Raw genomic sequence first — 26,765 nt, forward strand, 5'->3', positions numbered from 1 at the left:
GCTATATATACCCCAGCGTCAGCCTATCAGTCTGCCACCGCTATGGGCTGTTATGCCACTCAACGGTGAATAGGGTGTCTTCACTGGCTTGCTCTTTTGGCAAGAAAGGCTGACAGACAAAGTAATTTGGAATGCCGACTAACGCAGGCTCACTTGCTTCACGGTTAACACCTTCGTTAGCATCGTGATAAGCATAAATAAAAGGTAAACGCTTGCGCTGCCAAGTGGGGATATTGAGCTCTTGCAGCACTTTTTTCATTGAACGAGAATGGTTGCGATAATCTGGCAATATCTTAGGGTTGGTATGGGAGAACTTGATAGCTAAGTTGGTGACTGATTTAGGCAAGCTCATAACAAGCGCTCCCTGCCCTTTATTTAAAACAGCGCTAAACACTAATTTTCCCAAGCCATCAGGTAGTTCAACGACTTGGCAGCCTTCATTCAGGCTTTCGATACTGATATTCGCACTAAAATCACTGATATCCGTAAATGCCTTAGTAAAAAACAACTGCCCTTGGAAGCGTCTTGCCCAAATATTGCCCAATTTAATTTCTGGTACTTTATCATCAGCTACGCCAAGCTGTTGATACAATTGGTTAAGCTGCGCTTGCGATGGCATTTTTACCGTCAATGATGACTGAGAAAGTGAGACTCTTGAGGCAATAAAATGACGAATTAGGTTATTAAATCTCACTTGGCTTAGCTTGGCGAGTTTATCAATCGGCAAGCCCGTTTCTATATTTAAGCCTGTCTTGGCGTTTGCTCGTCGCGGCTGAATTTGCGTAGAGTCAGCCACTAAATTTGATAAATCCTGCTCCGCTAACGCTTCGACCAATTGCTGATTTTGTTGGCAAAGCTCGGCACTGCGCGCGGCGGCTTGGCTAAACGCTGGCCAGCGCGCCGCTATACTTGGAATAATGTCATTGCGCAGAAAATTGCGATCGTAGCGAGTATCGGCATTTGACTCATCGGTTACCCAATCTAGGTGCTGATTCGCTGCATAGGTTTCGATATCACTGCGGGAAACCGATATCAAGGGTCGACATAGCTTGTGCTGCGCTAAATCACTCTCACTTGCCATTGCCCCTAACCCTTTGACACCTGAGCCACGTTTCAATGCCAGCAACATGGTTTCTAGCTGATCATCGATATGATGCCCTGTTAGTACTAAAGCAGGCTTTTTACTCGCAGCAGTTAACGCTTGATACCTTGCATCGCGCGCCAAGGCTTCAATACTCTCGCCACTTTCTGTTGCCAGTTTCACTTTGACTACCTTGAGCGCAACACCTCGGCGCTCGCATTCGCGCTCAGCGAACGCTTGCCAGCTATCGGCATTGGCACTTAAACCATGATGAATATGACAAACTAATAAGTCGCGAGTGCTTGTTTTGTGCTCTACCTCAACATTAGTAGTTTGGTTTTCTTCTGTTAATGTTTGGCAAACCAAATCCAGTAGTACTTGTGAGTCAGCACCGCCGCTATAGGCAACAATCACAGGATAATCAGGGTACTTGCTAAAAAGCTGTCGAAGTGTATCGAGCGCAGAATTCATAACGGCGTCTTGGAAACTGAGAATGGGTAAAGGTTAACAATAAAAAAAGCGGCTTAGTAGCCGCTTTTTAGTGATTTGATTCGCTTTGCCTAAAATTAATAGGCCTAGCTCGCTTTATTTGGCCTAGCTCGATTTATTTGGCTTAGCAGTAACCAAACGACATTAGTCGCTCGTAACGCTTTTCGATAAGCTCGTCTTTTGATAAACCTTCAAGATCTGTCAAATCGGCTTTAATGGCTTGTTTTAACATCGCCGACATTTGATCCATATCGCGGTGTGCGCCACCTAATGGCTCTTCAACGATGTTGTCAATCAGCTCAAGCTCTTTAATGCGTTTCGCCGTAATGCCCATCGCTTCGGCCGCTGTTGACGCTTTTTCTGCAGTTTTCCACAAGATTGACGCGCAACCTTCTGGTGAAATTACTGAGTACGTTGAATATTGCAGCATGTTCACACGGTCACCCACACCAATCGCGAGTGCACCACCAGAGCCACCTTCACCAATGACTGTACACACAATTGGCACAGTTAAGCGCGCCATCACTTTTAAGTTACGCGCAATCGCTTCACTTTGACCGCGCTCTTCCGCGCCAACACCTGGGTAAGCACCTGGCGTGTCGATAAAAGTGATAATTGGCATATTAAAGCGCTCTGCCATTTCCATTAAACGCAAGGCTTTGCGGTAACCTTCAGGACGTGGCATTCCAAAGTTACGTTTTACTTTTTCCGTGGTTGAACGGCCTTTTTGGTGACCAATAACCATCACAGGCTTGCCATCTAAACGCGCAGTGCCACCAACAATGGCTTTATCGTCCGCATAGGCACGGTCGCCCGCTAATTCGTCGAATTCATCAAAAATACGGCTCAGGTAGTCTTGTGTGTATGGACGCTGTGGATGGCGAGCCACACGCGCCGTTTGCCATGGGTCTAAATTTGCGTAGATTTTTTTCGTTAGTTCGTTGTTCTTATCGCGCAGTTGGCTGATTTGATCTTCTAAATCAAGGTTTAGTTCTTGGCCGTTGTTAACCAATTGCAGCTCTTCGATTTTTTCTTCTAGTTCGGCAATCGGTTGTTCAAAGTCTAAAAAATTTAATGACATATGCGTTGGTCTACCTAACCTGTCGTTACTGATGTGAACTGTCGCTTACTTGTGCAGTCTACCAGTATTTTGTTATTTGAATTGCAAAGCAAGGTTTTCCTCGCCAAGCAGTTGTTTCATTTCATGCAGCAACATATCGGCAGGGGTTACCCGCCACTGCACGCCCAGCTCAAGCACCCCTTGCGCCTCTTGGCGTTTATAGAAGACTCGTACTGGGCAAGTACCGTCTTTGTATGGCGACAATACCTGCGTAAATTGTTCGATAAAATCCGCACCGATTTGACTGCTATCAACGTTAAGATCAAGAGATTTAACGTGATTTTCTCTGGCGTCTGCGATTGTGATTATATCTCGGCCGGACATTGTATATCCACCAGAATAATCATCAAAGCTGACCTGTCCACTACACACCAAAATTGCGTCGTTAACCAGAAGGTCTTGAAACCTATCATAATCATCTGGAAAGAGGCGCACATCAAGGCGCGCACTGCGATCATCAAGTGTGACTAACGCCCAGCGGCGACCACGTTTGTTGACCAGCACCCGTACGCCAATAACCAAGCCCACTAAGGTAGCAGACTTATCGCGCCCTGTCGGCTGAACGCCGACTAATCGGCTGGTGGCATAATGTTTAATCTCAGCAAGATAGCGATTGATGGGGTGGCCTGTTAGGTATAACCCAAGCGTTTCTTTTTCCCCTTCCAGCCATTCTTGCTCTGGCCAATGTGGTACGTCTTTAAAGGTTTGGCGAGTATCTTCTGGCTGCTCGTTAATTAAACCAAATAAATCATCTTGCCCCAGCGCTTGCGCTTTAGCATGCTGCTCTGCCGCCTTAATCGCCTCTGGTAGAGTCTCGAACATGGCTGCGCGATGTGGGCCCCCGTTTTCAGTTTTTGGCCCAAGGGCGTCCATCGCACCTGATTTTATTAATCGCTCTAAAACCCGCTTATTGGTTTTCTTGATATCGACACGGGCACAAAAATCAAATAAGTCGGCAAACGGCCCACCGGCTTCACGCGCGGCAATTATCGCTTCAATTGGCCCTTCACCAACCCCTTTGACCGCGCCAATGCCATAAACAATTTCGTTATCATCGTTAACGGTAAACTTGTATTGACCTGAGTTAACATCAGGCGGCAACAGAGTTAAGCCCATGTTGCTGCACTCGTCCACCAAGGTGACGATTTTATCGGTGTTATCCATATCCGCCGACATTACCGCCGCCATAAAGGGTTCAGGATAGTGAGCTTTCATCCATAGCGTTTGATAGGACACGAGTGCGTATGCCGCCGAGTGGGATTTGTTAAAACCGTAACCCGCGAACTTTTCTACCAAATCGAAGATTTTCATCGCCAATTCGCCATCGACGCCTTGGCCTTTCGCCCCTTCTTCGAACACGGCACGCTGTTTTGCCATTTCTTCCGGCTTTTTCTTACCCATGGCACGGCGCAGCATATCCGCGCCACCGAGCGTATAACCCGCAAGTACCTGTGCAATTTGCATTACCTGCTCTTGGTAAAGAATAATGCCGTAGGTTGGTTCAAGTACCGGTTTTAGCCACTCGTGCTGCCATGTTGCATCTGGGTAAGAAACTTCTTCACGGCCGTGCTTACGTTCGATAAAGTTATCTACCATGCCCGAATCTAGCGGCCCCGGTCTAAACAGGGCTACCAGTGCGATAATATCTTCAAAACAGTCAGGCTTTAGCTTTTCAATTAGCGCTTTCATACCCGACGATTCCAGCTGGAATACGGCGGTGGTTTGCGCTGCTAGTAGCACTTTAAAGGCATCTTTGTCGTCTAGCGGTATAGCGGCGATATCAATGGGCTGACCATCGGTTTTGGCGATTTTTTCATTCGCCATATTGATTGCCCACTGCAAGATAGTCAGGGTTCGAAGCCCAAGGAAGTCAAACTTAACCAAGCCCGCATCTTCAACGTCGTTTTTATCGAATTGAGTGACAGGGTTTTTACCTTCATCGTCACAGTAAAGCGGCGCAAAATCCGTGATCGTCGTGGGCGAGATAACCACACCACCAGCGTGTTTACCGGCATTACGTGTCGTCCCTTCCAAGATACGACACATATCAATAAGGTCTTTTACTTCCGAGTCTTGCTCGTAAATTTCAGGCAGTTTTGGCTCAACGTCAAAGGCTTTAGCGAGCGTCATGCCCGGGTCGCCCGGAATGAGCTTAGAAATGCGGTCAACAAAACCGTAGGGGTGACCTAATACTCGGCCAACATCGCGAATAACCGCTTTTGCCGCCATAGTACCGAAAGTAATAATTTGCGATACCGCATCACGGCCATAAAGTTCGGCGGTGTGGTCGATTACTTCATCGCGGCGATCCATACAGAAATCGACATCGAAATCCGGCATCGAGATCCGCTCGGGGTTAAGGAATCGCTCAAATAGCAGGTCAAATTCTAGTGGGTCTAGGTCAGTAATTTTTAATGCGTAAGCCACGAGCGAGCCAGCACCAGAGCCACGCCCAGGCCCCACTGGAATGTCGTTGTCCTTACTCCACTGGATAAATTCCATTACGATCAAGAAGTAACCGGGAAACCCCATATTATTGATAACGTCTAACTCGATTTTTAGGCGTTCATCATAGGGTTGACGCTTTTCCGCAAAGTCCGGCGCATCTTTATCAAATAAAAACTCTAAACGCTCTTGCAAGCCTTCTTCCGACACTTTGACAAGGAAGTCGTCAATCTTCATCCCCTCGGTTGGGAAATCAGGCAGGAAGTATTCGCCAAGACGAACGGTGGCATTGCAGCGCTTAGCAATTTCTACCGAGTTGGCAAGTGCTTCAGGAATGTCTGAGAACAGCTCACACATTTCTTCTTCTGAGCGCAGGTATTGCTGCGGCGAGTAACGTTTAGGACGTCGCTTATCATCAAGGGTAAAACCGTCGTGAATCGCCACGCGGATTTCGTGGGCATCGAAATCTTCAGGGTTAAGAAACACCACTTCGTTAGTGGCCACCACAGGCAAGCCTTGAGCACTTGCCAGCTCGACGGCTAAATGTAGGTAAGTTTCTTCGTCTTGTCGGCCAGTGCGAATCAGCTCAAGGTAGTATCTATCGGCAAAATGGGTTTGATAAAAGCTCACCATCTCAGCAACCAGTGCTTGGTTACCTTTTAACAGTGCCTTACCAACATCGCCCTCACGGCCACCAGAAAGCAAAATAATGCCTTCGGCGTGCTCAACTAACCATTTCTTATCCAGTACCGCTTTACCTTGCACATGGCCACGCAGATAAGCTTTTGAAATAAGCTCTGTCAGGTTTTTATAACCGGTATTGTCGGATGCGATCACCACAAGGCGAAACAGTTCATCTTCCAATTCATCGCTTTTTACCCAAAAATCAGTGCCGATAATCGGCTTAATACCCGCGCCATGACAACCGTGATAAAACTTTACCAAGCCACACAAGTTAGTTTGATCGCTAATACCAATCGCGGGCATATTGAGCGATTCTGCTTTGCCGATAATCGGCTTCATTTTCGCTAAGCCGTCACTCATCGAAAAGTCACTGTGGACGCGTAAGTGAATAAATTTAGGATCGCTTTGGGTTAGTGGCTCTGACATCTAGTTGGGCTTATCTTCTCTGGTTCTTTTAGGTATGCTAAATATAGCTAAATTCTTTATTAATCAGTCACTTAGAAAAGTTAATTGAATGCCTTACTTGCCGCCGTTAACGATCGCAGCAACTGGCTTAAAACTTTTACGATAACAGTCTAACACGCCAAGTTCAGCTATTTTTTCAAAGTGCGCTTTGGTTGGATACCCTTTGTGTTTGGCAAAGCCAAACTCAGGGTGGAGCTTATCCAATTCAATCATATCTTTGTCGCGCTCAACCTTAGCGAGAATTGACGCGGCACTAATTTCGGCAACACGGGCATCACCTTTCACCACCGCCTGTGATGGAATGCCTAACTCTGGGCAGCGATTACCATCAATCAACACATAATCTGGCGTGACTTTTAAATCAGCTACCGCGCGCTGCATCGCCAGCATGGTAGCGTGCAGGATGTTAATGGTATCAATTTCTTCTGGCGTTGCACGGCCAATCGCCCAAGCAACCGCCTTTTCTTTGATCTCTTCGGCAAGCAAGGCACGCTTTTTCTCAGACAATTTTTTCGAGTCCATTAACCCTTCGATAGGGTTGTCCATATCTAAAATCACCGCAGCAGTAACCACATCACCGACTAATGGGCCTCGCCCGACTTCATCAACACCCGCAATACAGTATGCAACGGGATATTCAAACGGTGGTAATTCGGCTTTTTTACGGGTTGTCATAGTTAGACTTCTATTGAAAATATGGGTTAACAAATAAGGGCGCTACTGCGCCCTTGATAATAAATGCACTACGCCAAGGTGATAACGCTATGCCTGCACCAAATCAAGTACAGCATTAGCGGCTTGCTGGCTGGCATCTTGTTTGAGCGTTAAATGAATATCGGTAAATGCTTGATTAAGCGACGATTGATCTTGATACAATCGCTCTTTCAGCAGTGGCACAATATGCTCAGGTGTCACATCATCTTGTAAAAGCTCAGGCACTAGAGCTTTATCGGCAAGCAAGTTAGGCAGCGAGAAGTGTTTTAACTTCACCATGATCTTGCCCATTTGATAAGTTAGCCAGTTAAAGCGATAAGTGATCACCATAGGGCGTTTAATTAATGCCGCTTCTAGCGTGACTGTACCTGATGCGGTCAGCAAACAATCGCTGGCGGCCATGACCGCTTGGGTCTTGCCAATATACAGTTTGATGGGCAGCTCTGGCGCGATTTCTTGGTGAAGCGCATTAAATTGCTCAGCACGCTTTTCTGAAATCATCGGCACCACAAAGGTTAATGCGGGATCTTCTGCCAATAATTGCTTGGCCGATTGTAAAAACGGCTCAACTAAACGCGACAGCTCACCACCACGGCTGCCCGGCATTAAAGCCAACACTTTGCCTGATTGCTCAAGCCCAAGTTCTGCTCTCGCCGCTGCTTTATCCGAGACCAACGGGATGTCATCTGCTAACGAATGCCCGACAAACTGACAAGGTACTTGGTATTTATCGTAAAACGCTTTTTCAAATGGCAATAAGGCAAGCACTAAATTCGTTGCTGCTTGCACTTTAAAAACGCGCTTTTCACGCCATGCCCAAACTGACGGGCTCACATAGTGAACGGTTTTAATGCCTGCTGTTTTTAAACGCTGCTCAAGTGTCAGGTTAAAATCTGGCGCATCTATACCGATAAATACATCTGGCTTGTTTTGAGTAAAATATTCGGTCAGTGACTTGCGAATATGCAGCAGTCGGCGAATGCGACCGAGCACTTCAACAATGCCCATCACCGCCAGCTCTTCCATGGCATAAAGGCTCTCAAAACCAAGGGCATTCATTTTCGCGCCACCAATCCCAATAAATTTAGCATTGGGCTGCTTTTCAAGAATGGCCTTCATCAAGCCTTCACCTAAGGTGTCACCCGAGTGCTCGCCAACGACGATAGCAATGATGGGAGAGTTCGGCAGAGACTTATTTTGAGGCTTTTGTTTAGAATCAGGACCAGCCGAATCGCTGGTCACTTGAGAAGATGAATTCGACATTTTCGTGAGATAAATTAACGAATAATGCCGCGTTGCGAGCTTTTAATAAACGCGGCAAAGTCATTGACGGCTTCATGGTCTTTGGCTAATTCGTTTACACCCACTAGTGCGTCATCCACATTTAGGCCTTTGCGGTACACTTCTTTGTAAGCGCGGCGAATGGCTAAAATCGTTTCTTTAGCAAAACCACGGCGCTTTAAGCCTTCTGAGTTTAAGCCAAACGGCGAAGCGCCATGCCCTGATGCCATCACGAAAGGCGGCACATCTTTGAGCACAAGTGAGTTGGCGGCAATAAAGCTGTGTGCGCCAATGTGGCAGAACTGATGAACGCCTACCATACCACCTAAAATCGCCCAGTCGCCTACGTGCACATGGCCAGCAATAGAAGCGTTGTTCGCCATAATACAGTTGCTGCCGACCATGCAGTCATGAGCAACATGAGTGTAAGCCATAAACAGGTTGTTACTGCCAATTTGTGTCAGGCTATTGTCTTGAATCGTGCCACGGTGAATCGTACAACACTCACGGAAGGTATTGTTATCACCAATAATCAGTTGCGTTGGCTCACCTGCGTATTTTAAATCTTGGCAATCTTCACCTATGGTGGCGAACTGGTAAATCGTGTTGCCTTTGCCAATCGTGGTTGGCCCTTTAATCACAACATTCGAGCGAATATCACAGTTATCGCCAATGACGACATCCTTGCCAATATACGTCCAAGGTCCAATGGAAACGTTTTCACCTATTTGAGCACCTGGCTCGATAATCGCTTGTTCGTGGATCACAACTTATCTCTCTCGTCTAGCACACATTAAATCTGCGCTACAAACCACTTTGTCATTTACGCGTGCTTCACCATAGAACTTCCACATGCCACGGCGTTCTTTGAGAAATTCTACGTGTAAGTGCATGGTATCACCCGGCACTACGGGTCTTTTGAATTTGGCGTTGTCAATTGACGCAAACAAGTACATTTCGCCTTCGTTACGCCCTTCGGTAGATTTAAAGCCGAGCACACCTGTTGCTTGCGCCAAGCTCTCTAAAATCATGACACCAGGGAAGATGGAGTAACCTGGGAAGTGACCTGTAAACACCGGCTCATTCACGGTTACGTTCTTAATCGCATGTAACCATTGACCAGGTTCGAAATCGACTACGCGATCAATTAATAACATCGGGTAACGGTGTGGAATTAAGGATTGAATCTCTTCCACATCAATTGTGTTTGGTTGTCGTTCCAACTTAACTATCCTTTTGCTGCTCGTTAAGTGTTTTTTCTATGGTGGTAATTTTTTTGGCCATCACATCGAGTTTGCGCAATCGAGCATTCATCTTATTCCAGTCTTTATTTGGCTGGGCAGGAATACCTGACGAATAGACACCGGGCGCTTTAACGCCTTTCGTGACCATCGACATCCCTGTGAACACTACGTTGTCGGCAATCTCAATATGACCGTTAATCGCCGCCATACCACCAATAGTACAGTTATTACCAATTTTAACACTTCCTGCCAGCACTGTGCAGCCGGCAATTGCAGTATTTTTGCCAATGACGACGTTATGGGCAATTTGCACTTGGTTATCGATAATACAACCGTCACCAATAATGGTATCTTCTAGTGCGCCGCGATCGACTGTGGTACTGGCACCAATTTCAACGCGATTGCCGATAATCACACGGCCAAGTTGCGGAATTTTGTGCCATTGCCCTTGATGCGGTGCATAGCCAAAGCCGTCAGCGCCAATGACCGTATTGGCTTGAATTAAACAGTCGCTACCGATTTCAACTTCGTGATAAACGCTGACGTTTGACCAAAGCTTAGTGTTCGCACCAATTTTCGCATGCTGACCAATAAAACAACCAGCGCCAATCATCACACCTGCGGCAAGCTCTGCACCAGCTTCGATGACGGCATTGGCGCCAATCGCCACACTGTCACCAATAACCGCGCTATCATCAATAACCGCTGTTGGGTGAATATTGGTGGCTGATGCTGGTGTGTGGTCTAACAGCTTAGCTGTTAATGCATAGCCCATGTAAGGGTTGTCCATCACCAAGGCATTGGTGTGACACTGCTCAGCCATATCTGGCGTTAAAATTACCGCGCAGGCTTGTGTGTCTTTCAGTTGGTTTTGGTATTTGCTGTTTGCCAGAAAGGCAATTTGATCATTTTTTGCAGTCGCTAATGTAGCAAGACTGCTAACGGAAATGTTGCCATCTCCCTTAACAGTCGCGCCAATATGCTTTGCAATATCAGTTAGGGTATAACTCATTGCAATGTTCTTTTTCCGAATTGTCTGATACCAATCCACATAAATAAATGCTCACTCAGCTTGGGATAAAACGCTTTAATGCAAGGCGCATGTTTGCTCGACATAGTTATTCTATTTCAAAAACATGCAACAACGCAGTAAAGTGTTTTAGCCGAGCCCTTCGGGAGCTTTTCAGCGCCACAATTACTGCGCAAAACTTTCTTGATGTAGAATGACTATATCAGCAAAAGTTTTTCTTGTACTTGAACCGCTGAAATAGCTCTGAGTTGAGCATATTATTATGCGGATTGGTATTTAGTTTAGCTTACTTACTTGCTCAACTACTTGCTCAGTAATGCTAGTTTCAGGCTTAGAGAAAACAACGGCTTTTTGCTCAATCACCATGTCGAATTTTTCTTTTGCCGCAATCTTGTCGATTGCTTGACGAACTAGCGCAATAATTTTTGAGGTTTCTTCGTTTTGGCGAACCTGAGTTTTTTGCTGAAAGTCCTTACCTTTGGTTTGGTACTCTTGGAATTTCGTCGCAATTTCTTTATCAAGATCGGCTTTTTCTTTATCCGTCATTAACGAAGAATCGCGCTTTTTCTTCTCTTGGAAGTACTTGATGTCTTTTTCTAATTGCGCAAGTACCGCTTTTTCGTCTTTAAATTCAGTTTCTAACTTTTGCATTACTGCCGAAGTTTGAGGAATCTTTGTCATTACTTCTTGGAAGTTTACAACAGCAATCTTTTGCGCCATGGCAGAGCCAGCTAACAACATGCTTGAAGCGGCGGTAGTCAGTGCCAATGTTTTCATGAACTTTTTCAACGTTTTCTCCTAAATATGAATACTTATTATAATGCCGCAGATAATGCCTGCAGAATCTGCTGCGGCTTAGAATGTTTGCCCAATGTTAAAGCTGAAGAAACTTGTATCATCCCCATCTTCTTTTTTCAATGCCTTGGCAAAGCTAAAAATCATTGGCCCCATTGGCGACAACCATTGCACAGATAAACCAGCCGAGCTGCGGTAGCGGCCGATATCTGAATAATCATCAATCTTGATAAATTCGTTCGGGTCTAGGTCACGGTAATCGTCAATATCAAATTCCGTATCCCATACGTTACCGACATCAACAAATAAACTGCTACGCACGCTATTTGAGAAGCCTTCATCAACAAATGGCAGTGGGAACACTAACTCAACACCACCAATGGCTAGCGCGTTACCACCTACCGAGTTTCTCGAAATATCAATAATGTCATGATCTGGTCCTAAACAACAGGCGCCGCCGTTGCCGACAGGATCTGGCGTACCACCGATTGCCGTTGGACGCCTAAAGATTGCACGAGGACCGACAACGTTGTTTTCAAAGCCGCGTAGCGTGTCTGAACCACCCGCTCTAAAGTTCTCCCAGAAAGGTAGAATTTGATCATTGCCGTTTATCGTGTCGTAACCATTGGCGTAACCCGCTTCAAAGCGTGTTAGTACTGTCCATTTTTGATCGCGCGTTAACGGGAAGTACCATTTGGTCTTCAAGTTAAGTTTGAAGAAGTTAACATCAGAGTTTGGTGTTGTCACCTTCGCTGAGAAACTTTGCTGTGAACCTGCCGTTGGGAAAGTACCACGGTTAAGCGTTGAACGTGAGATACCTGCTGATAAGTCAAACGTCTCGAAGGTTAGACGCGCATCCGGGTTGTCCGGGTCTGAATACAACTCATAGAAACGCTGAATTTGCTCATAAGTTTGTAAACGGGTAATACCATTACTCTTGTAGCCTAAGCCAAAGTTAACACGTACATACTCGTTAATTGGGAAACCCAAATTGACGCCTAAGCCGTAAGTTTTGTTTTCATACTCAACGAGGTTGGCATTACCAGCGTCGAACTCGTTGTAGTAAAGCGAGCCGCCCAGTGAAATACCATCTACGGTAAAGTATGGGTCTGTGTACGACACGCTCACTGCACGTGAGTAACTTACCGTATTAATGTTAAACGCTAAGCGATTACCCGTTCCTAAAAAGTTATTTTGCTGAACACCGGCGTTTAGACTCAAGTTAGTTTGTGAACCGTAACCAATACCTGCGGTAAATGAGCCAGAAGGTTGCTCTTTGACGTCAAAATCAACATTCACTAAATCGTCTTCGCCCGGCAGTTGGTTGGTTTCAAACTCAACCGTTTCCATATAAGGCAAACGAGATAAACGCGCTTTTGATGCTTCAACTAAACTGTTTGAAAGCCAAGCCCCTTCCATTTGACGAAGCTCGCGACGCAGCACGCGATCGGCGGTGACATGGTTACCTTTAAAGTTAACACGGTTAACGTAAATGCGTTTACCGGGGTCAACCGATATCGATAATTTTACCGTTTTGTCATCGTCGTTGATTTCAGGAATGGTGGTTACTTTCGGGTAGGCATAACCGAATCGGCCAAGGAAGCGACTAATGGTTTCTTCGGTGTAAGTGACCTCAGCACCGTTGTATAACTTACCAGCTTTTAGTGGGTTAATCGCGCGAATCGTTTGCTCGAAGCCCGCCATATCGCCAATAAAGTCCACTTCGTTCACTGTGTATTGCTCGCCTTCGGTGACGTTAAGGGCAATGTAAACTTGCTCTTTGTTTGGCGTCATTGACACTTGCGTTGAATCGACTTTAAAGCGCAAATAACCGCGATCTAGATAGAAACTTTCAATGGTTTCCATATCCCCTTGCAAGGTTTGCTTTTGATAGCGATCTTGCGCAAGGAAATCCCACCACGGTGAGTCGTAGGTAAGTTCAATATTCTTTAACACTTCTTCGTCGGTGAACACTTGGTTACCAACAAGGTTAATTTGTTCAATGGCTGCCGCATCACCTTCTTCGAACACAAATTTCAGGTTAACGCGGTTACGCGGTAAATGGGTCACTTCCGCTTTAACGTTGGCATTGTATTTACCCACACTGTGGTAGAAGTCTTCTAACCCCATTTCAATGCCAGAAATTACCGTGCGGTCTAAGGTTTCACCCACGCGAATGTTACTGTCATCAAGACTTTGCGTCAGCTGTTCGTCTTTTAGATCGCTGTTGCCTTCAAAACTAATTTCACTGATGGTTTCACGCTCTTGCACGCGATAAATAACGCGATTGCCATCTTTAAAAACTTGAATGTCATTAAAGTGGCCTGATTTATACAAAGCTTTTATCGACTGTGATACGCGAAATTCATTTAACGTATCGCCAACATTAAATGGAATATGCGTTAATGCTGCCCCTAACGCGACACGCTGTAGCCCTCTAATTTGGATATCTTCAACTTGGAAGTCATCTGACGCTTGAACAGACGTGCCTAAGGTGCCTAATAGAACCGCTAAGGCAATTTTTTTAATCATCATAAGTGTGTAACTTTGTTTACTTCTTTTTATTAAAGCCGCGATATATCGTTAAAGATGGCGATGCTCATTAAGGTGAGTAACGCGAGTGCCCCGAATCGAAATCCCAACTCTTGAATTTTCTCTGGTACAGGCTTTCCTGTTAAAAGCTCTATAAGGTAATAAAGTAAGTGGCCGCCATCAAGTACTGGTAACGGTAAAAGGTTAATTATTCCCAAATTAATGCTAATTAATGCCAAAAAGCCCAAAAAATAAACGAATCCGTAGCCAGCACTATTTCCTGCCCCTTGTGCGATGGAAATTGGCCCACTTAAGTTCTTCACTGAGACATCACCAGTGATTAACTTACCAATCATTTCGAAACTTAAGACCACTAAATTCCACGTACGTTCCATACTTTCAGGAAAACTTCCCAACACGCCGTAACCTATAGTGATTCTGTGCCCCTCTGGCCAAGGATCTAACTTAGGTGAAATCCCTAAATATCCCGCTTGCTTGCCATTCACTTCTCTGGCATCGGGGATCACAGTTAATGCTACTTGCTGGTTGTTACGTAGTACCGTCAATGCAACTTCTTGCTTGGCTAAGGCTTTTATCTCAGCCGCGAAAAATCGCCAGTCATTATTGATGGCTTCACCGTTAATCGACAGCAGTGTATCACCTATTTGCAAGCCAGCTCTTGCGGCCGCGCTGCCCTCGCCAACCACCGCTATCTCGGTATGGACTTTCGGAGCAAATGGCACGATGCCTAAGCTTGCTAGCGATGAGGTTTTCTCTGGCGCAAATTGCCAGTTAGACGTATCTAGCGTGAACTCTTTGGCATAAACGCTATCTGGCTGCCTTGCTTTAATGGCAATGGATGATTGGCCAATCTCGCCCACCAACGCCATATTGATATCTTGCCAGTCGTTAACTTCTTGTCCTGCGACTGCCACAATTTCACCATTTACGGGTAAATTTGCTTTGGCGGCAATGGAGTCTGGCGCTAAGTCACCAATGTAAGGCTTAACACTGGGGACGCCAATTAAGAACATTAAATAGAACGCAACGATGGCAAAAGCAAAGTTCGCCAGTGGGCCAGCTGCAATAATCGCGATGCGTTGATAGACGGATTTATTGTTAAAGGCTAGATGTGCTTTTTCTGCTGGCACTTCGTCGACGCGTTCGTCGAGCATTTTTACGTAACCGCCAAGTGGAATGAGCGCCACGACAAACTCAGTACCGTGTTTATCGGTTCTGCGCCAAATCGGCTGGCCAAAACCGACGGAAAAGCGCTCTACTTGCACACCGCACTTGCGAGCAACCCAAAAGTGACCGTATTCGTGAACCGTCACTAAAATGCCCAGGGCGATAATAAAAGAGGCTAAATTCCAAATCACATCGAACATCTGCCTAACCTCGCTCGTTTTCCACTAATGTTGCTAACTGCCCTTGCGCAAATACACGCACACTTGCGTCTAGCGCAATCACTTCATCAATGGTCGTTACTTGTTGTGAGACAAATTGCTGCACCGATAATTCATTAATACGGAAGATATCGGTAAATTTGATTTGGTGATTTAAGAAGGCTTCAACCGCAATTTCATTAGCGGCATTAAGCGCCGTACAAGCGGCTTGCCCTTGAGAACAGGCATCAATTGCCAGCTTTAAATTTGGGTAACGGTCAAAGTCTACCGCTTCAAATTCAAATGGCTTGGTGTTGAAAAAGTCTAATGGCTCTACGCCTGCATCAATACGCTCCGGATAAGCCATGGCATGCGCTATTGGCGTGCGCATATCTGGGTTACCCATTTGCGCAATCACTGAGCCGTCTTTGTATTGTACCATCGAATGAATCGTACTTTGTGGATGCAGTACCACCTGAATTTGTGACGGTTCCACATTAAATAGCCACTTGGCTTCGATAAACTCTAAGCCTTTATTCATCATAGTGGCAGAATCTACCGAGATTTTCTTACCCATGTCCCAGTTTGGATGAGCGACAGCTTGTTCTGGCGTCACATCCGCCAACTCATTAACTGGCTTAGTGCGAAACGGCCCGCCAGAGCCGGTCAGTAAAATTTTGCTAATGCCATTGTCGGCCAGTTGACACTCGCCCGGCCTGTGTTGCTCAAATTCAGGCAAGCACTGGAATATCGCGTTGTGCTCGCTATCAATCGGCAATAATTTTGCGCCCGACGCTTTAACGGCATCGATAAAGATCTGGCCAGACGTGACTAACGATTCTTTGTTTGCCAGTAAAACACGCTTACCTGTTTTAACGGCTGAAAGCGTTGGCATTAAGCCTGATGAGCCAACAATCGCCGCCATCACCGTATCAACTTGATCGCTGCTCGCAATAGCACATAGCGCTTGTTCGCCATGGCTAACGTGAATATTGGCTAAACCATTTTCAACCAATAACGCAGATAGCTTCGCTGCCGTTTCCTCGCAGCCCATCACCACGTGCTGTGGTTTAAATTCGAGACACTGCGCCAACATTTTCTCGACGCGAGAATTGGCTGACATTGAAACGACCGTAAAGCGCTCTGGATGGCGCTTAACGATATCTAACGTGCTTTCGCCGATTGAACCGGTAGCGCCTAAAATACAAAGTTGGTGTTGCTGCATATTAATCACAAATAAACACTATGTTTGGCTGCTTACCAGCCAATCAGCACGTAACACAGTGCATAAATTGGTGCGGTTGCCGTTAGGCTGTCAATGCGGTCTAACACGCCGCCGTGTCCCGGTAAAATTGAGCCACTGTCTTTCACACCCGCTTGGCGCTTAAACATACTTTCGTTTAAGTCACCTAGCACAGAAATCGTCGTGATCACTATGGTCACAGGGATCACAATCGCAAATTGCTCTGCGTTCCAACCAATGATTTTACCTGCGGTAACGACCAATAAACAGGCAGAAGCAATACCACCAAAAAAACCTTCTAAGGTTTTACCCGGGCTAACGTTAGGCATTAGTTTGTGTTTGCCAATTGACTTACCGACAAAATAAGCACCAATGTCGGCACTCCACACCATCAAGAACAAAAACATGATCAGCTGGGCACCGTGATACGGATCAGCTTGGTATTCACTTGAACGAATCACCATAAAGGCGAGCCAAGCAGGAATTAAGGTTAACCAGCCGAACACACCGCGAATCGAGCGATGGCTTGACCAAAATGAACTAAACCTTGGGTACAGGAAAGTAAGCAATGCCGACAGTGCCCACCACGCAACCGCCAGCCATAAGATGTAGACGGCAGTTTGTTGCAGTACGCCTTTTTCAAGCCACAGTGACTCTGGCGGTATAAATGACCAAATGGCTCCTAAAATCACGACACTCGCGAAGACGAAAAACAGGCGACGGGTTTTACGCGCAAAGCCCATTAATGGCCCCCACTCCCATGCACCTATGGCCATAATGGCCACCATCAATGCGCCAAACAGTGGTAACGGCAAATAGAAAATTGCGCCGATAGCTAACGGCGCTAAAACAACGGCCGTAAGAATTCTTTGCTTTAACAAGCGATATTCCTTTTATTGTAGTTTTACTTGTTCACCGGTTTGACCAAAACGACGCTCGCGCTGACAAAATGTATCAACCGCCTTATTGAACTCGTTTTCGTTGAAATCTGGCCATAAGGTATCAGTGAAGTAAAACTCCGCATAAGCTGCTTGCCACAGTAAAAAGTTACTAATACGGTGGTCACCGCCAGTGCGAATAAGTAAATCTAATTCTGGCATATCTGCCAAGCTAGTGTGCTGGTTCAATGACTGCTCATTAACATCCGCTAATGAAATTTCATTCGCTTGCACTTGCTCAGCTAACTTTCTAGCGGCATGGGCAATATCCCAACGACCACCATAGTTAGCGGCAACAGATAACACCATGCCTTGGTTGTGCTCGGTTAATTGTTCAGCGGCTCTGATTTTTTCTTGTAGTTTGTCAGAAAAACGCGACACGTCACCAATCACTCGAAACTTTATATCGTTTTTATGCAAGCGCTTGACTTCGCGGTTAAGCACTAACATAAACAGTTCCATTAATACCGAAACTTCTTCTTGAGGTCGCAACCAGTTCTCGCTGCTAAAGGCGAATAAAGTTAAGGCTTTTACCCCTAACTTACGGGCAGCAGTAACCGAGGAACGAACCGACTCCACACCGGATTTATGACCAAAAACGCGCTTCTTACCTTGAAGCTGCGCCCAGCGGCCATTGCCGTCCATAATAATGGCAACATGTTGCGGAACCTTAACAGTTGAAGTTTCTAATTCAGAGATATTTGACACTTAAATCTCACTATATAAAAACGCCGTAGTAAAACTTCACTACGGCGTGTTTTCCTTTCGCTGGAAAATTAAATTTCCATTAATTCCGCTTCTTTTTCAACCAACAATTGGTCGACTTGTTTGACATACTTGTCGGTGATTTTTTGGATTTCATCTTCCGCTTGGTGCATCTCATCATCACTGATTTCTTTTTCTTTGTTCAGTGTTTTCACATCAGAGTTTGCATCGCGGCGAATGTTGCGAATGGCAATTTTACCGTTCTCGCCTTCACCTTTAACCACTTTTACTAGGTCTTTACGACGCTCTTCTGTTAACGGTGGTAATGGAATGCGAATAAGCGTGCCTTGAGACGAAGGGTTTAAACCTAAATCAGACGATAAAATCGCTTTTTCCACGGCGCCGATCATTGATTTGTCGAACACAGTGATCGCAAGTGTACGTGCATCTGGAACTGAAACATTACCCACTTGGTTAAGTGGTGTGTCAGCGCCGTAGTAATCTACTGAAATGTTGTCCAATAGTGAAGGATGCGCACGACCTGTGCGAATTTTGTTTAAGTTTGTTTTTAATGATTCGATGCTCTTACTCATGCGAGTTTCTGCATCTTTTTTAATATCTTCAATCACTTGGATATTCCTTAATACTGAACGATTAATCTAAGTTTTCAGCGTGATCTATGGTGGTACCTTCAGCTTGGCCCATTACCACATTTTTTAATGCGCCCGGCTTGTTCATGTTGAATACACGAATTGGCATGCTGTGATCACGCGCTAGGGTAAAGGCCGCTAAGTCCATTACCTTTAATTCTTTTTCTAGCACTTCTTGGTAAGTTAAGTGGCTATACAAAGTTGCTTCAGGGTTTTTTACCGGATCTTCCGAGTAAATACCATCAACTTTTGTCGCTTTTAAGACAGCGTCTGCTTCAATTTCGATACCGCGTAAACACGCAGCAGAATCGGTGGTAAAGAATGGGTTACCTGTACCGGCACTGAAAATCACCACACGACCAGACTTTAACATGCCAATTGCATCAGCCCAGTTGTAGGTATCACACACACCAGCTAAATCAATAGCTGACATTAAACGTGCATTGACAAAAGCGCGGTGTAATGCGTCACGCATTGCAAGACCATTCATGACGGTTGCTAGCATCCCCATTTGGTCACCAACAACACGGTTCATGCCCGCTTCAGCAAGCCCTGCACCACGGAATAAGTTACCACCACCGATCACTAAGCCTACTTGAATACCTAACTCAACGAGTTCTTTAATTTCTTGCGCCATGCGGTCAAGAATTTTCGGATCAATACCGAAACCTTCATCACCCATTAGGGCTTCACCACTGAGTTTAAGAAGAATACGACGATACGTAGGTTTAGGGTTGGTGCTCATAAGCTCAAGATTCCTGTAGATAAAACTGTCGCAGCCGAAATTGACCGCGGCTATTTTAATGGTTTTTACAAAACATCTAAAGCTTTAAATAAAGAAAGGGAATTTAGCGGCGCTTTATTAGAAAAAAGCGGTTATTTAATATGCGAATTAGATATTTTACTCCACTTTTAAACGCAGCTTTAACCACAATGCCAATACACCAAATGCCAATTCTGCGGCAAGATAAACATACATGATGAGATTAGGTTCTCCGTCAATCACTATACCGATAAAGCGACCTAATGCCATTGATAACAACAAGAGCGCGACCATTGTTAGCGCTAAGTCAATATCATTTCGAACTTTTACGATCAGCAATAGCAGCAAACCAATGGCCACTTGTGCACCGCCATAGGTGGCTCGAAAATCTATGACAGCAGAAGTACTCGATGGGCTTGCGTCGGTTACCCACATTGCCATTGATATTGGATAAAAAGCAAACGCTAAGCCATAAAGTAAAAAGAAGCCTGCAGTTGCGTAAATGAGCAATTTAGCCATGTTAGTTTTCACTCCTTGCGTACGGCACACAAATACAAATCAATGCAAACAATGATTATTCATATAACGTTGACTTAAATCAACAACCTAACTCGCTTGACTCTATTACCCTAATCGCTTTGAATGCGAACCAAATATACCGCTAAACAAGGATGATAACTGAATGAAAATAAAAGCGTTGGCAGCGATATTTACCACAGTTTTTACCGCTAATGTGCATGCCGACACGGTTGGTTTATATCTCGGCGGACAATTTTGGCAGAGTAACGCAAGTGGCACGCTGGGTGCGCAAAACACGCAAGTGGATTTCAATTTGGAAAACGAGCAGCAAGCAAGTTTCTTTGTCGCGGTTGAACACCCCCTGCCTTTTCTGCCAAATCTGCGTATTGCCAACACAACCATAGACACCACAGGCAGCGCATCGTTAACACAAGCACTTGATTTCGGTGGTGATAGTTTTCCTATTAGCAACCAAGTTAATGCCGCTGTTGATATTGGTTATACCGACTACACCTTGTATTACGAACTAGTCGATAATCGTGCAATTTCGTTTGATTTAGGGTTAACTGCGAGGGACTTTCGCGGTGATATTGCCCTGACAGGTTCGACAGTGCTAATCGAAGAATGTGAACTTATAGTGCCCGACACTTGTGTTGCCCCAACCGTAACGGGCTCTCGCATTCCCCAAGGGAAAGTCAATATCGACGATATCGAGCCCATGTTATACGCGTTAACTAACATACGCTTGCCGCTAAATGGGCTGAACTTTTTGGTTCAAGGTGAGGTGTCTTTTATCGATGATCACTCGCTAGCAGATTACCAAGTTGGCCTAAGTTACGACCTAGTTCAAAATATGGCGGTAGATTTGAATGTGACGTTAGGCTATCGCGTAGTAAATCTCGAATTTGAAGATTTAGACGGCTTATATAGCGACCTTAAATTTAAAGGGGCTTTTGCTGGAGCGGTTGTGCATTTTTAAGCTTTTTTGCGGTCAGAAGCCAAATTAATTCGGATCTGACCCTATTTATTCCTTGGCAATAAACTGCGATTTAATCACAGCTAACCGGAAGGGTTTAGTAATGTCCATTTCGGGCCAGATTTTAAGCGCCTAACCTGCATGGAAACTTCCTCTAGATACGGGGCATATTTTTTATCGAGCCATAAATACAACTCCACCGACGCTACCCTTTCGACGTTTAACAGGCGGCTTGTATTGATATTTATGTTAGGTATCACCAGTACATCGATTCGACTATGCTCAAGCATTTTGGTCCCTTGTTCCAGCGTCGTTAGCTCCACGACTGATGCGCTCGTTCTCGTTTTCAGATATTTCATTAGTGCGTGTGAACGAAAAACACCCACCACTTGTGATTTCGCGAGACTTTGCAAACAGCTCTGTTCAACCTTACAGACGTCGCCTTTATAGACAAATGCATCAACATGCACCGTCATAATACTTTCGGGTACATGAACGATATCATCTCGTTGAATTTGCGTAGGAAAATCATTTGAAGAAACAAAAAAACCGTCACACTCACCAACCTTGAATAAGTGCTCTGCTCTTTTAGTGGGGCTATAAAACAAATCAGGTTGCAGTCCAGTTGTGTTAAACATCTCGTTGACTAAGCTCTGTAGTGCTGAATTGTTAGATGAACTCGACGCCTGACCGATACAGATAACCAATCGGCCTTGCACTTGTTTAGTTTGCTCTGCCTGAGTGAAAAAGTTGGCAAAGCAAAGATAAAACAGCAAGGCTAGGTTTGATGGTATGAGCGTAATTTTCATCATATCCCTTTGGCTCCCTTAAAAGTGATACTACCTAACCCACCCACTTTGTTTTGCTGCTAAGTATTGGTTAATTTGCTGTCGCCAATTTATATTGCTCTTTGATTTAAGCTTAAATGTTATTTAGGTTTGGCCATCATAGTTCCACGCAAAGTCTATGATCTGCTCATCAAGTGCAATAATTTTATTATTTAACGAACTAACCAGTTCTTGAATTCAACTAATAAGTGCAATCGTTTATGCAGCCACTAATTTCTCTGGCTGACCGGTAAATAATTCATAAGGTGTTTTATAACCTCTTGTCTTTCTTGGGCGGTGATTGAGCTTATCAACTGCCGCCTGAATTTCTTCTTCACTAAGCGCCATAAAGTCTGTGCCTTTGGGAAAGTAACGTCGCAGTAAACCGTTAGTATTCTCATTGATACCTCGCTCCCACGAAGCGTAAGGGTGGGCGAAGTACACATCCGCTTCTAGCGCTTGAGCAATTCGCTCATGTTGAGCAAATTCTTTACCATTATCGAAGGTAATCGTCAGTACCTTTTCTTTGAGTGGCATAACACTATCAATGATAGCGTCTGCTGTAATATCAGCATGTTTGCTCTCAATACGCCTAACAACGGTATAAAGTGTCTTTCGCTCAACCAGTGTGACAAAGGCGTGTTGGCGCCCTTTTCCTATAACAGTATCACCTTCCCAATCACCAAGACGAGATTTTGTGTCAACTACCGCTGGGCGTTCATCAATACCGACACGGTTCACAAGTTGGCCACGCTTACTATAGCGGCCATAGCGTTTTTGGTATTTTTTACCTGCTCTGGTGAGAGATTTATACAGTTGACCACCTTGGGCTTTATCCTGATAAATATAGCGGTAAATACTCTCATGGTGCAGGGAAAGCTTTTCTTCTAATTTAATCCGTCCAGTAATTTGCTCTGGGCTAAAGTCTTGCTCAAGCAACCACTTAATCCAACCTTGGACCTGCTCTGTGATTTTGACTGACTTAGTAGCCGATTGACGTCTTTGTTTAGCCAATTGGTGAGCTTGTTTTGGTCGATAGCCCCTCAATCCTTTATTGCGTCGTATCTCGCGTGAAATGGATGACGGACTGCGCTCTAAAATTTCAGCTATCTCTTTTTGACTATGTTTTGCTTTTAACAAAGCGTAAATCTGGTATCGTTCAGCTTGTGTCAGCTGTTTGTAGTTCATAAGGCTATTTCCTTTGGCGAGAAAGTAGCCGAACTATAACAGCTGGCCACCTAACCTGAGAAATTGCACTTATTATGCGAATCTAAGGTTTATTAATCATTTGCCAACTAGATTTAACCTGTGGTTTATTTGAAATATCAACCAGTGACAGTCGGTTTACTGATTGCGTAGCACCCAAACGATTCAGCTCTAATTGGCAAAAGTCTTGCAAAATTGATATTTCATCCGATAGATCATGTAGCTGATAATGCACCAATAAACATTTTTTCAAGATATGACTGGGTAAGTGTGTATAATTATCGGTAACATGTGCAACTTGCTCAATAAACACAAAGTCATGTGGTACAAGTTTAAGGTGCATAGCCGTTTCAAAGTTTGATTTAAATTTATTGAATTCATCTGACGGCTTATTCGAAAAAATTGCCTGTAGCAGCGGATATACCTGTCTCATCCACCTTTTTGATAATTCTAGATCCAACATCCGTATAGCTTTTCTTTGCTTTTCATCTTTAGCTTTTTTTTCACTTTTTTCCTTCTTGTTTAATGAAAACCAAACTCCAAATAATGCAATACCTGATGCGATAAATGACACAAAAACGGTTGTCCAATCCACCCAATGGCTTTTATTTTGAATACTTTCCTTAAAATTTTCTATAGCGCGCTGTAACTCATTTTGACTACTAACTTTACTAATCATTTCGGTGGTGTTTTTTAACTCAATAACAGCATTATTTAATAATTCTAAATTTGCATTCAAATTTTCTTTAGAGCCTCCTTGGGTATTTTCCATCTTATTGAAATAAATTATTAAAGTTATCAGGTTTGCTAGTTGCTTATTCAACTCAATTTTAGAAAGTGCAAACTGCTTGTAGAAAAGCTCCTCGTCTAAATCAGCTTGTGAGGACTTTATCTCATTTATTGAATATTTAATTTCTCGCAAAGCATGTTCAATCTCGTGTGGCAGATTATCTAAGTGTTGAATATATGACGAGTCAATTTGATTGTTGCTTATAGTGACACTCGAAACATACTCCCCAGAGGCATAACAGAGGTTATTGCTACTGCATGATATTGTGATAATACATAACAGCAGAGGTAATTGCTTTTTTAAAACGAATGAAATTACTTGATTAAACATGGTGTCAACTTCCTTTTAAACGGGTTCCCTAGAAAGCAGACAACATCCAATTATTCGCTTAATAGCCACTGATGACTTCCCAAAACAAACAACATTCAAGACAAATCGATGTGAATAGCGTTAAATTGTGAGTTAGAGAAGCAAAATGATGGAATAAATATAGAAGAAACCAAACAGGATTTCCTGTGGTTCAAACATTTATACGATTCCTAGGCGGCTAAAATGAGCTTAACCGATAGATAAAATATTAGGTTGAGGCGCAAAGTGTTATGGGTTGGTATTGGCTATACATAAAAAAACCGCTCAAGTGAGCGGTTTTTAGTAAGCTTAATTTACGTTAATCAATAAACGTAAAATTATTCGCCTTTAGCAGCAGCGATTTGCGCTTCAACTTCTGCTGCGAAATCTTCTTCTTTCTTCTCGATACCTTCACCTACTTCTAGGCGAATGAATGCAGAAACTGAAGTTGCTTTTTCTTTAAGAACCTGACCAACAGTGCTCTTTGGTTCCATGATGAAAGCTTGACCCGTTAAAGAAATTTCACCAGTGAATTTCTTCATGCGGCCAGTAACCATTTTCTCAGCGATTTCAGCAGGCTTGCCTTCGTTCATCGCGATGTCGATTTGGATTGCTTTTTCTTTTTCTACTACGTCAGCTGGTACATCTTCAGGGTTGATGAACTCTGGCTTAGACGCAGCAACGTGCATTGCCATGTGCTTAAGTGTTTCAGCGTCACCTTCACCGGCAACAACAACACCAATTTTTGCACCGTGCTTGTAAGACGCTAGGTTAGCACCTTCAACGTAAGCTACGCGACGTACGTTAATGTTCTCACCGATTTTAGCAACTAAAGCAACACGCTCTTCTTCGAACTTAGCTTGTAAGTCTTCGATAGATAATTTGTCAGCGGCAGCAGCGTCAGCAACTTTGTTAGCAAAGTTTAAGAAGTTTTCGTCTTTGGCAACGAAGTCCGTTTGACAGTTAACTTCTACTAATGCGCCGCCTTTAATGATGATTTGGCCTTCAGCAGCGATGTTACCCGCTTTTTTAGCAGCTTTCGCTTGACCAGACTTACGCATGTTTTCGATCGCAAGTTCCATATCACCGTCAGTTTCCTGAAGGGCTTTTTTACAATCCATCATGCCTGCGCCAGTGCGGTCGCGTAATTCTTTAACTAATGCAGCAGTAATTGCCATGAGTTAATTCCTCAATATATAAAAATCTAGAGTCTGCAATGCCAAGTATGGTGGCCTGACATTGCAGATAAATTAAAGAGTGTTAGTAAAAGCGATTATTCCGCTTCAACGAAACCGTCTTTTTCAGCAGCAACAGCGATGTTTTGCTCACGACCTTCAACAACAGCGTTAGCTACTGCGTCAGTGTATAGAGTGATCGCACGGATCGCATCGTCGTTACCAGGCACGATGTAATCAACACCGTCTGGGTTTGAGTTAGTATCAACTACAGCTACTACTGGAATACCTAGGTTGTTTGCTTCTTTAACAGCAATGTGCTCGTGATCAGCGTCGATGATGAATAAAGCATCAGGTAAACCACCCATGTTTTTAATACCACCAAGGCTCTTCTCAAGCTTTTCCATTTCACGAGTACGCATTAATGCTTCTTTCTTAGTTAAAGCGTCGAATGTACCGTCTGTGCTTTGAGCTTCTAGGTCTTTTAAACGTTTGATTGATTGACGAACTGTTTTCCAGTTAGTCAACATACCACCTAACCAACGGTGATCAACGTAGAATTGATCAGCTTTGATTGCTGCTTCACGAACTGCTTCGCTCGCTGCACGCTTAGTACCAACGAATAAGATTTTACCTTTCTTAGCAGAGATGCCAGATAAGAAAGCTAAAGCGTCGTTGAACATTGGCACAGTTTGCTCTAGGTTGATGATATGAACTTTGTCGCGCGCACCGAAAATGAATGGCTTCATTTTAGGGTTCCAGTAACGAGTTTTGTGACCGAAGTGAACACCTGCTTTAAGCATGTCGCGCATAGAAACGTTTGGCATAATTTTTCCTCTTGGGGTTAAGCGTTCATACATCCGATATACACGACTCATAGCAGCGTTCAGTGACGCTTGGAGCACCCCGGGTATACCTCTGCAAGATGTATGTGAGTTTATAAAAATGTGTGTCTCAATTTGAGACAACACTACTTGTGTTAATAACGCTAATATCCATCATTACTTCTGACCGGCAGCCTCTCTAATGAAAAGCTCCCCACCAAACGACAAATTTAGCGGCGCGTATTATTCCACATCAATCACCTAAACACCAGCAAAACACAGCACTGATGTGCACATTTAATAGACAGGTAACTTAGTCGCAACATTTCATCGCAACAGGCAAGCCTTAGCATGCCCAAACGCGCTTAACTCAGCCAATTCCACTACGTTGAATTAGCGAAGCTTTTCAAGTGACTAGGTAAAGACTAGCTAAAACTAGCAATTACAAAAAATTACGGTAAATAACTGAGCAAAGCGCATACTAACGCGCACTCACTTGCTCACGCCTTAACTCGTTCACAAGCACTAAACACGAC

Annotated in this window: 23 protein-coding genes; 1 reads left to right on the forward strand and 22 read right to left on the reverse strand. The window is 44.3% G+C overall.

The window, feature by feature from the left end; genetic code table 11:
• Positions 1-40 precede the first annotated feature (40 nt).
• The 17 genes from tilS to DXX93_RS13885 all read right to left on the reverse strand — a co-directional run bounded on the left by tilS (position 41) and on the right by DXX93_RS13885 (position 20,083).
• Positions 41-1,552 carry a tRNA lysidine(34) synthetase TilS gene (tilS, locus tag DXX93_RS13805; protein WP_116008605.1) on the reverse strand — a complete coding sequence of 504 codons (1,512 nt, stop codon included), beginning with the start codon at positions 1,550-1,552 and terminating at the stop codon, positions 41-43.
• Positions 1,553-1,694: 142 nt separating this feature from the next.
• Positions 1,695-2,651: an acetyl-CoA carboxylase carboxyl transferase subunit alpha gene (gene accA, locus DXX93_RS13810; RefSeq protein ID WP_116008606.1), complete on the reverse strand. Its 957-nt coding sequence runs from the start codon at positions 2,649-2,651 to the stop codon at positions 1,695-1,697.
• Positions 2,652-2,723: 72 nt separating this feature from the next.
• Positions 2,724-6,245: a DNA polymerase III subunit alpha gene (gene dnaE, locus DXX93_RS13815; protein WP_116008607.1), complete on the reverse strand. Its 3,522-nt coding sequence runs from the start codon at positions 6,243-6,245 to the stop codon at positions 2,724-2,726.
• A gap of 93 nt (positions 6,246-6,338) precedes the next feature.
• Entirely contained in the window at positions 6,339-6,959 is a 621-nt protein-coding gene (gene rnhB / locus DXX93_RS13820) for a ribonuclease HII (protein WP_116008608.1), read from the reverse strand.
• Between the two features lie 87 nt (positions 6,960-7,046).
• Positions 7,047-8,261 (reverse strand): lipid-A-disaccharide synthase, encoded by a 1,215-nt coding sequence (gene lpxB / locus DXX93_RS13825; protein ID WP_116008609.1) that lies wholly within the window; start codon positions 8,259-8,261, stop codon positions 7,047-7,049.
• Positions 8,262-8,275: 14 nt separating this feature from the next.
• Entirely contained in the window at positions 8,276-9,046 is a 771-nt protein-coding gene (gene lpxA, locus DXX93_RS13830; protein WP_116008610.1) for an acyl-ACP--UDP-N-acetylglucosamine O-acyltransferase, read from the reverse strand.
• A 3-nt stretch (positions 9,047-9,049) separates the two neighbouring features.
• Positions 9,050-9,502 (reverse strand): 3-hydroxyacyl-ACP dehydratase FabZ, encoded by a 453-nt coding sequence (fabZ, locus tag DXX93_RS13835; RefSeq protein WP_116008611.1) that lies wholly within the window; start codon positions 9,500-9,502, stop codon positions 9,050-9,052.
• Position 9,503: 1 nt separating this feature from the next.
• Complete coding sequence (gene lpxD, locus DXX93_RS13840; protein WP_116009971.1) at positions 9,504-10,541, reverse strand: UDP-3-O-(3-hydroxymyristoyl)glucosamine N-acyltransferase; 1,038 nt, start codon at positions 10,539-10,541, stop codon at positions 9,504-9,506.
• A gap of 288 nt (positions 10,542-10,829) precedes the next feature.
• Entirely contained in the window at positions 10,830-11,342 is a 513-nt protein-coding gene (locus tag DXX93_RS13845; RefSeq protein WP_116008612.1) for an OmpH family outer membrane protein, read from the reverse strand.
• Between the two features lie 66 nt (positions 11,343-11,408).
• Positions 11,409-13,883 carry an outer membrane protein assembly factor BamA gene (gene bamA / locus DXX93_RS13850; protein ID WP_116008613.1) on the reverse strand — a complete coding sequence of 825 codons (2,475 nt, stop codon included), beginning with the start codon at positions 13,881-13,883 and terminating at the stop codon, positions 11,409-11,411.
• Positions 13,884-13,912: 29 nt separating this feature from the next.
• On the reverse strand, positions 13,913-15,268 hold the full coding sequence (gene rseP / locus DXX93_RS13855; protein ID WP_116008614.1) for a sigma E protease regulator RseP: 1,356 nt from the start codon (positions 15,266-15,268) through the stop codon (positions 13,913-13,915).
• Between the two features lie 4 nt (positions 15,269-15,272).
• Positions 15,273-16,490, reverse strand: a complete 1,218-nt coding sequence (gene ispC / locus DXX93_RS13860; RefSeq protein WP_116008615.1) for a 1-deoxy-D-xylulose-5-phosphate reductoisomerase — start codon at positions 16,488-16,490, stop codon at positions 15,273-15,275.
• Between the two features lie 32 nt (positions 16,491-16,522).
• Positions 16,523-17,389 (reverse strand): phosphatidate cytidylyltransferase, encoded by an 867-nt coding sequence (locus tag DXX93_RS13865; protein ID WP_116008616.1) that lies wholly within the window; start codon positions 17,387-17,389, stop codon positions 16,523-16,525.
• A 12-nt stretch (positions 17,390-17,401) separates the two neighbouring features.
• A complete protein-coding gene (gene uppS / locus DXX93_RS13870) occupies positions 17,402-18,091 on the reverse strand; it encodes a polyprenyl diphosphate synthase (protein ID WP_374188948.1) in 690 nt (229 codons plus the stop codon).
• A gap of 131 nt (positions 18,092-18,222) precedes the next feature.
• On the reverse strand, positions 18,223-18,744 hold the full coding sequence (gene frr / locus DXX93_RS13875; RefSeq protein WP_374188852.1) for a ribosome recycling factor: 522 nt from the start codon (positions 18,742-18,744) through the stop codon (positions 18,223-18,225).
• A gap of 61 nt (positions 18,745-18,805) precedes the next feature.
• A complete protein-coding gene (gene pyrH / locus DXX93_RS13880; protein WP_116008618.1) occupies positions 18,806-19,546 on the reverse strand; it encodes a UMP kinase in 741 nt (246 codons plus the stop codon).
• 156 nt (positions 19,547-19,702) lie between these two features.
• Positions 19,703-20,083: a DUF4345 domain-containing protein gene (locus DXX93_RS13885; RefSeq protein ID WP_116008619.1), complete on the reverse strand. Its 381-nt coding sequence runs from the start codon at positions 20,081-20,083 to the stop codon at positions 19,703-19,705.
• A gap of 163 nt (positions 20,084-20,246) precedes the next feature.
• Between DXX93_RS13885 and DXX93_RS13890 the strand changes: the two genes are divergently transcribed.
• Positions 20,247-21,062, forward strand: coding sequence for a TIGR04219 family outer membrane beta-barrel protein (locus tag DXX93_RS13890; protein ID WP_116008620.1), 816 nt, complete (start codon positions 20,247-20,249; stop codon positions 21,060-21,062).
• Between the two features lie 80 nt (positions 21,063-21,142).
• Here DXX93_RS13890 and DXX93_RS13895 read toward each other — a convergent pair whose 3' ends face one another.
• The 5 genes from DXX93_RS13895 to rpsB form a co-directional block, all read right to left on the reverse strand.
• Entirely contained in the window at positions 21,143-21,871 is a 729-nt protein-coding gene (locus DXX93_RS13895; protein ID WP_116008621.1) for a hypothetical protein, read from the reverse strand.
• 234 nt (positions 21,872-22,105) lie between these two features.
• Positions 22,106-23,074, reverse strand: coding sequence for an IS30 family transposase (locus tag DXX93_RS13900; RefSeq protein WP_116006822.1), 969 nt, complete (start codon positions 23,072-23,074; stop codon positions 22,106-22,108).
• 82 nt (positions 23,075-23,156) lie between these two features.
• The gene (locus DXX93_RS13905) at positions 23,157-24,212 is read right to left on the reverse strand and encodes a hypothetical protein (RefSeq protein WP_116008622.1); all 1,056 of its coding nucleotides are present in this window, start codon (positions 24,210-24,212) and stop codon (positions 23,157-23,159) included.
• Between the two features lie 356 nt (positions 24,213-24,568).
• Positions 24,569-25,408: a translation elongation factor Ts gene (tsf, locus tag DXX93_RS13910; protein ID WP_116008623.1), complete on the reverse strand. Its 840-nt coding sequence runs from the start codon at positions 25,406-25,408 to the stop codon at positions 24,569-24,571.
• A gap of 95 nt (positions 25,409-25,503) precedes the next feature.
• Positions 25,504-26,232: a 30S ribosomal protein S2 gene (gene rpsB, locus DXX93_RS13915; RefSeq protein WP_116008624.1), complete on the reverse strand. Its 729-nt coding sequence runs from the start codon at positions 26,230-26,232 to the stop codon at positions 25,504-25,506.
• Positions 26,233-26,765: the final 533 nt, after the last annotated feature.

It is taken from the genome of Thalassotalea euphylliae, assembly GCF_003390335.1.
Classification (GTDB): domain Bacteria; phylum Pseudomonadota; class Gammaproteobacteria; order Enterobacterales; family Alteromonadaceae; genus Thalassotalea_F; species Thalassotalea_F euphylliae_B.